The organism is uncultured Mobiluncus sp., from assembly GCF_947254095.1.
Taxonomy (GTDB): Bacteria; Actinomycetota; Actinomycetes; order Actinomycetales; family Actinomycetaceae; genus Mobiluncus.
The window spans coordinates 1-7,604 of sequence record NZ_CAMYBV010000033.1 but is presented as its reverse complement, the minus strand read 5'-3'; the positions used below and the strand labels follow the sequence as shown (position 1 = coordinate 7,604).

The 7,604-nt window shown below is 57.8% G+C and carries 4 protein-coding genes; 3 read left to right on the top strand and 1 reads right to left on the bottom strand.

What is annotated here, in order from left to right; all coding sequences use genetic code 11:
• The 3 genes from Q0X47_RS08180 to Q0X47_RS08170 all read left to right on the top strand — a co-directional run.
• Positions 1-981 (top strand): ATP-binding cassette domain-containing protein (locus Q0X47_RS08180; RefSeq protein ID WP_297724887.1); only part of this gene is annotated, 981 nt, incomplete at its 5' end.
• Positions 982-1,148: 167 nt separating this feature from the next.
• The gene (gene malQ / locus Q0X47_RS08175; protein WP_297724884.1) at positions 1,149-3,320 is read left to right on the top strand and encodes a 4-alpha-glucanotransferase; all 2,172 of its coding nucleotides are present in this window, start codon (positions 1,149-1,151) and stop codon (positions 3,318-3,320) included.
• 178 nt (positions 3,321-3,498) lie between these two features.
• Complete coding sequence (locus Q0X47_RS08170) at positions 3,499-5,625, top strand: PTS transporter subunit EIIC (protein WP_297724881.1); 2,127 nt, start codon at positions 3,499-3,501, stop codon at positions 5,623-5,625.
• A 140-nt stretch (positions 5,626-5,765) separates the two neighbouring features.
• Here Q0X47_RS08170 and pepN read toward each other — a convergent pair.
• Positions 5,766-7,604: aminopeptidase N (pepN, locus tag Q0X47_RS08165; protein WP_297724878.1), on the bottom strand; the 1,839-nt coding region annotated here is incomplete at its 5' end.

The following is a 7,604-nucleotide window of genomic DNA, read 5'->3' as shown; positions in this document are numbered from 1 at the left end:
CACCTGTACCCCTATGAGGGCAACTACTCCACCTACCTGGAAAAGAAGCAGGAACGTTTGGAAGTTCAGGGACGCAAAGACGCCAAACTCCAAAAACGGTTGAAGGAAGAGCTGGAGTGGGTGCGCCAATCCGCGAAGGGACGTCAAGCCAAGTCGAAGGCCCGTTTGCAGGCGTATGAAGCGATGGCCGCGGAGGCTGAGAAGTCTCGAAAACTTGATTTTGAAGAGATCCAGATTCCGCCGGGGCCGCGATTGGGCACTCTGGTGCTGGAGGCAAAGGACTTAAAGAAAGGTTTTGGGGACCGTACCCTGATTGACGGGTTGAGCTTTAGCTTGCCGCGAAACGGTATCGTGGGCGTTATCGGGCCTAACGGGGTGGGGAAAACGACCCTGTTTAAGACCATTGTCGGGTTGGAGCCCCTCGATGGCGGCGAGCTGAAAATCGGGGAAACCGTGAAAATTTCTTATGTCGACCAGGCTCGCGCGGGCATTGACCCGGAAAAGACGCTGTGGGAGGTTGTCTCCGACGGGGCGGATTACATCGAGGTCGGCAAGGTGCAGATGCCGTCGCGCGCCTATGTGTCCGCTTTCGGCTTCAAGGGCGCTGACCAGCAGAAACCTGCGGGTGTCCTGTCCGGTGGGGAACGTAACCGTCTCAACCTGGCTCTGACTTTGAAAGAGGGCGGAAACCTGCTGCTGCTCGACGAACCGACGAACGATTTGGACGTGGAAACCTTGAGTTCGCTGGAAAACGCCCTGTTGCAGTTCCCCGGCTGTGCCGTGGTCGTCACCCACGACCGCTGGTTCCTCGACCGCGTGGCGACCCACATTTTGGCCTATGAGGGTACCGAGGAAAACCCGGCTCAGTGGTTCTGGTTCGAAGGCAACTTTGAAGGCTACGAAGCCAATAAGGTCGAGCGACTGGGGCCGGAAGCGGCCCGCCCGCACCGGGTGGTTTACCGGAAACTGACTCGCGGGTAAGGCTAGCCATACCAGAGGGAAGCAGAAAAACGTTATAGCACCCCGTGTGCTTGCCCACTACCATGACTAAGCGGTTAGAATTCGTTAATGTAGACCGTCCAGCGTCGTACCGGGTAGTGGTTTCGGCGTGCGATGAAAAGTAAACGGATTTCTGAGGATTCGATAAAGTGGCCGAAACAAAGCACTATCTTGAAGGTTATTTGCCCCAAGTCCAGGACTTAGCCCGTCGGCTGGGGGTGGATACGGACTATTGGGATTTTGCGGGCAACTATCATGAGGTGCCGCAGTCGACTTTGGTTCGGGTCATTGACGCTCTCGGTTTCACCCTGCAAAGTAGCGATGATATCGAGCGCGCTCACGAGTCACTGGACCGGGAATACTGGTTTTCCACCCTCCCGAAAGGGCTGGTGGTCCGCCAGTCTCAAGGGGCGAATATCCCGGTTCACGTGCCTGACGGCACCAGCTTGGAAGTCTGGTTGGAAACCGAGAACGGCTATACCAGTCCTTTGGAGCAGCTCGATATTTGGGTCCCGGCCCGCGATTTTGGTTCCGAAGGCCGGCGCGGCGAGGCGACATTTCGACTTCCTGAAGGCACCGAGTGGGGCTACCACACCTTGCACGCTAAGACGGTTGAGGGCGAATTTTCCCAGCAGGTTGCGGTCGTCCCCGACCGGCTGCCGCTGGGGAGTCTAGAGCATTCCCGCTCCTGGGGCGTGATGACGCAACTGTATTCGGTGACCTCCCGCGGTTCTTGGGGGATGGGAGACTTTCACGATTTGGGCCATATTGCCGAGATTTTTGGGCGTCAGGGCGCTGACTTCGTGTTGACTAATCCGTTGCACGCGGGTGAGCCCAACGTGCCTATCACGCCTTCCCCTTACCTGCCCGTGTCCAGGCGTTTCTTGAGCCCGCTGTACATCCGCCCTGCCGACATCGCGGAATATAGACATTTGGATTCCACATCCGAATCCCTGGTGAAAGTCGCTTTCGCTCAGGCCTCCAATGAACTTTTCCCGGTTGACGCCGTGAAACACATCGACCGGGATCGCTCCTGGAAAGCCAAACGAGAAGCCTTGGAAGTCATTTTTAAGGTCAAGCGCAGCCCTTCCCGCGAAGCCGAGTTCCGCGACTTTATTGCGGCCCGCGGCCAGGACCTGCAAAACTTTGCCCTGTGGTGTGCTCTGTATGACCGTTTCGGTCAAGGCCCTTGGGAGGACGACGTTGCCGATGTATCTGGTCCACGTGTGGCGGCGCTGCGGGAGGAACTCGCCGAGCAAGTGGAGTTCTATTGCTGGCTGCAATGGATAGCCTCCACTCAGCTTCACGCCGCCCAGGAATCCGCGAAAAATGCCGGCATGACGATTGGCATTATGAACGACCTGGCGGTAGGGGTGCACAAGTACGCTGCCGACGTATGGTCCACCCCTGACGCTTACGTGAGGTCCATGAGCGTGGGGGCTCCGCCGGATATGTACAACCAGCTGGGGCAAGACTGGACCCAGCCGCCGATGAATCCGCGTTACATGGCCACCCACGATTGGGAACCTCTGCGGGGGATTATTCACCGTGCTTTGGCTGACTGCGGGGCTTTGCGTATCGATCATGTGATGGGGCTGATTCGCCTGTGGTGGATTCCGCGGGGAACTGATCCCAACGAGGGTACCTACGTTCGTTACAACCACGAGGCCACCGTGGGCATCATGCTGTTGGAAGCCGCCCGAGCCCACGCCGTAGTGGTCGGGGAGGACTTGGGCACAGTCGAGGACTGGGTCCGCGATTACCTGAAAGACCGCGGTATCTTGGGCACTTCCGTGCTATGGTTTGAACGCAACGGCAGTGATTTCAAACCCTCGGAGCAGTACCGTGAAATGTGCATGGCCGCAGTGAACACGCACGATTTGCCCCCGACTTTGGGATTCCTCCGCGCGGGACACCTGGAAGTCCAGGATCGTTTGGGGATCTTGCCCCAGCCTTTGGAACAGGCCAAGGACGCGTTGTATGACGACATTGCGAAACTGGTGGAACAATTGCGAAACATGGGGCTGTTGGAAAATGATTATCCGACCGAGTCCGAATTGATTCTGGCGCTGCACCGTTTTATCGGCAAGACCCCGGCAAAGCTGTCCGTGGTCAGCTTGGTTGACGCGGTGGGGGACTTGCGGATGCAAAATCAGCCTGGCACCAATAACGAATACCCCAACTGGCGCATTCCGCTGTCGGACTCCTTGGGACGCTCGGTCAAAGTGGAAGAATTGGAATACTACGTGGGCGTGGGCGAAATCTGCGAAGCAATGCGCGAACTGGTGAATCCGCAGTGTTCCGAAGACTATGAAAGTTAGTATTCCCTTAGGAAAATTGCTGTGAGAGTCCCGGTCTTTGTCCGGGGATAGCCGCCAAGGTTTTTCGCCCTGGGGGAGTCCTTTATTAGCACGTCGAAAGCCGTTTTTCACGCAGAATTTGTGGCAAAATTAAAGGTGGTTTTGGCAGCGGTATCCGCGACTAAAATCTGACCGAAGGATGCTGAGGAAAGGAAGTGCCAGCGTGGCGGGCAAAGGCAAGAAAGCCAAAGCGGTGGACAATCCTGAATCGGGTCGTGTCTCCGCTGCTGAGAGCCGTGCAGGCAAAGCAAAGAAAAAAACTGGAAAAACCCCTGCGGCGAAAAAACCAGCGAAGAGCCCCAAAGGCGCAAAAGTTCCTCATACTGCCGTAAAGCAGCAGCGTTTTGCCCGTTTTCTAGCGCCGGGATGGTATGAACGGTTCCTGCAGTATCTGTTCGTTGCGATTTTGGTACTGTGCGCGGCCGAGTTGTCCCTGCGTTTGGGGCAGGGCCATATCCTTGGTGACCAGGGCTTTGGTAAAGTATTTCCGGGGATTTTGCCGATTGCGGACATTTTGTACTACGTCGGCACCACGGTGGAATCGTATTACCCCTTGATTGTGGCATTCATGTTGGCTTTCGCGGCGGCGAAGCGCCCCAACGCGGCCATCGGATTAGCGGCGCTGGCTGGTTGGGTCGGTTACTTGGGTGCCACGATGGCTCTGTCTCGCTACAGTACCGCCTCTTCACAAGGGGAGGTTTCTGGCGTTGACTTAGGACTTATGGGTGGAATCTTGGTGGGGTTCCTGGTGGCCAGTTGCTGGAGCGAGTTCAGGTTCCGCAAAGTCGCTCCTTGGGCTCGAATGGTCAGCGGGATTCCCTTGGTCGTGATGATTTGCGCGACTGGCGGAGTCGTCCTCGGCATTGTTGTTGGCGTGTTTTATCAGCTGTTATACCTGATCATCACCGTGGCTGCCGGCACGGCAATGATGGCTGCTCCGGGCCCCCTAGGGGCGGCACTCTACGGTTTTCTGCACCCCATTGCGGAGGTTACTGGATTCAGTGCTCTGCTCAATATTGCCCCGTATGATCTCTACGGCAGTTGCCAAACCACCCAAGGCGACACCCTCAACGGTTCCTATCGTTGTTTTGTGTATGGCGGTACGCAGATGGAAGGTCAGCAGGCCCTGTTCCTCGCCGGGGGATATCCGGTGGTTGCGTTCGGGCTGGCAGCGCTGTTCCTGGTGCTGTTGCTGCAGCTGAAGGGCGGCAACCGCCAATACTGGCGCATTATGTATTGGTTCCTGATCGCCAGCACGTTCTTGGTTGGAGCCGATAAACCGGCACTGTATCTGCTGTTTTTTGCGGCTCCTGCCCTATTGCTGGTACACGCGGTCGCTTCGGCGTTTTCTTACGCTATCACCGCGGTTTTGGGCGTCACTATCGGCTGGGCGGGTGGTCCCGGCTTAGTGGATTTGATGCGCTGGATGGGAACCGGAGAAGGCATCCTGGTGCTGCTGATCCTAGGGGTGCTGTTCGCTGCCATATACGTCATGATTGCTATTTTCACCATGAAAGTGACAGGGCGGCGTTTGAACTTGGGTGGATTTGGGGTGCCTTACATTACGAAACCGTTTATGGGCATCCCCAACACCTCCGAGGAAACGAAGCCCGCCCCTGCCGTCACGAGTCCGAAACCGACCGCTGTTAAGGACACTTCCGAGACTGGTGCATCGGCTCCGGTGCGCAAGGAGACCCCCGTAACCTCTCCCGCTCCGGCCCAGCCCCGCCCTTCTGAGCCCGTCGTTGAAACAACTGCTATGGTTCTGCCGGCTCCGGTTCAGCCTGCTGCCGCCCAGCCGGCTATGGAGCAACCCGTGACCGCTGAACCCGTGATTGCTGAAACCGTTGCGCTTGCGCCCGAATCAAGTCCTGAGGTGCCGCTGGTGCAATCCGAGCCGGTAAACAAGCAGGTTGAGCAGCCCCCGTCTGCTGAAGCTTACCCGGAGGCTTATCCTGAGACCGCCGTCGCTGTGAACCCCGCCTATCCTCAGCAGAGCTATGCCCAAAATCCCTACGGTTACCAGGCGCCGAGCTATCCCGAAGCATACCCGACGTATCCCGCGGAGTACGGCGGGGGGTATAATCCCCAACTCTATGGTTACCAAGGAACACCCTACGGATATCCCGCGGCTTATAACCCTGCGGCTATGCCGCAGGCCACACCGCCAGCTCAGAATTTTTCCGCATCCTCGCCCCAACCGCAGGCACCGGTTGCTCCGCCGGAGAATCCCTCCGAGCCTACCTATCGACCGCGTCCACAGTAGGCGTTCGCGGCGCTCAGAACCATCACCACCGCCCTCCAGAGCGGGAACAGATGGCGAAAACCGCAGAGTAAAGCGCTCCTGGGCTACCCGCGCTTGGGAGCATCCCTAATTGTTCTGACACATGCCGAGGTTCCGCGAGGCTACCCCTCACGGTCGCGCTGCTGAGCTTTCGCGATACGTTCAGCCCCGGACTGGTTCTCGCGCATCATCCGCAGCAGAGCCGCGGGAGCGTCCGTATGGTTCGAGAGCCATTCCCGGGTCAGTGCCAACACGTCGACACCGCTGGATTCCAATCCGACCAGCGCGGAGGGATACATACCCTCGATGAGCTGTTCGCCAATCTCGTGGGTGCGTTCATCGTAGGTTTCCCGCAGCATCTCAAAGTAACGCTGGGCAAAAGGAGCCAACAACAGCGGGTCTTGAGCCCGGTTGAAGCCGGCAATGATGGACGCCAGCTGGTCGTTAGTGAGAGTGGTGTCGCTGTAGGCACGGTCAAAGAATTCGGCCTTTATCCCAGGGTCGGGTAGCGAAGCCGTGGCCTGCAGGACACGTTCGCGTCCATTTACGGTGTCGTCGTTACTGAGTTCAGCTTCGATGGCGGCGCGGTCCACGTGTCCGACCGCCGCCAAGGAGGTCAGCAGGTTCCACCGCAGTTCCGTGTCAATGCGCAGACCCGTGAGGGTTTCACTGCCGTCCAACAGGGCGGCGCTGGCGGCGATGTCTTCGGGATTGTGCGCCCGGCGAGCGGCAGCGCGAACCAGCTGCAGCTGCGTATCAGAATCGGCTTTGGCCAGGCGAGACAGCATCCGCAGGCGCGAAGAGACGTTTCGGGCAACCGTTTCGCGGTTTTCCACCGCCAGGTAGCTTTCGATACAGGTGTCAAGGTTGCGCAAAGTCACCGACACGACCATGGGGTGGGTCTCTACCATGAGAGCCTGCAGGGCAGTATCGACATAGTGGGAGGCCCCGACCTCGCCGTCACGCACCATATCCCACAGGATGGACAGAATCTGGGACCGAGTCAGCGAATCGGTGAAGGCGTCGATGTGTTCGCAAGCTGTCTGTAGCGACTGTTCGTCTAACCGGACCTTGCCGTAAGCCATGTCTCCGTCATTGACCAAAATGACGTCGGGACGCGGCCCATAGAAACCGGGGAGGATGTATTCCTCGGCTTCCATGTCGAATTCCTCGCGGTGGCCGGGAACAAACACGGTCTTGCCATCGCGTTGTTCTAGGTTGTAGGCGCACACCGCCATGTGTTGGGGGCGCGGGGTGGCATCAGCATTGAAATGCTCTTGGACAATGCGCAGGAAAGTAATGGCCCCACTGTCGTCCGTTTGGATTTCGGGACGCAGCCACGTCATCCCGGCTTCTTCCAGCCATTTGCGCGACCACGCTTTCAGGTCTTTCCCGGAGGTGGCCTCCAGCTCGGTCAACAGGTCTGTCAAAGTGGCGTTGGACCACTCGTGTTTGGCGAAGTATTCCTTAATTCCCAAGCGGAAGTTGTCCCACCCCACGTACGTCACCAACTGGGACAGTACGCAGGCGCCTTTTGCGTAGGTGATGCCGTCAAAGTTGACTTGGACATCTTCGAGGTCATTGATGGTGGCCACAACCGGGTGGGTGGAGGGCAGCTGGTCCTGACGGTAGGCCCAAATCTTTTCTGAACAGGAAAAGGTTGTCCAGATGTCCCTCCACTCGGTCGCCTCCGCGGTGGCCTTTGTGGAGACAAACTCTGCGAAAGATTCGTTGAGCCACAAGTCGTTCCACCACTTCATGGTGACGAGGTCGCCGAACCACATATGGGCTAGTTCGTGCAGAATAGTCACGACCCGGCGTTCCACTCGGGTTTGCAGGGGGCGGGACCGGAACACGTATTCGTCACGGAACGTCACACAGCCCACGTTTTCCATGGCTCCGGCGTTATATTCGGGAACAAAAATTTGGTCATATTTACGGAACGGATAGGGGCGCTCAAA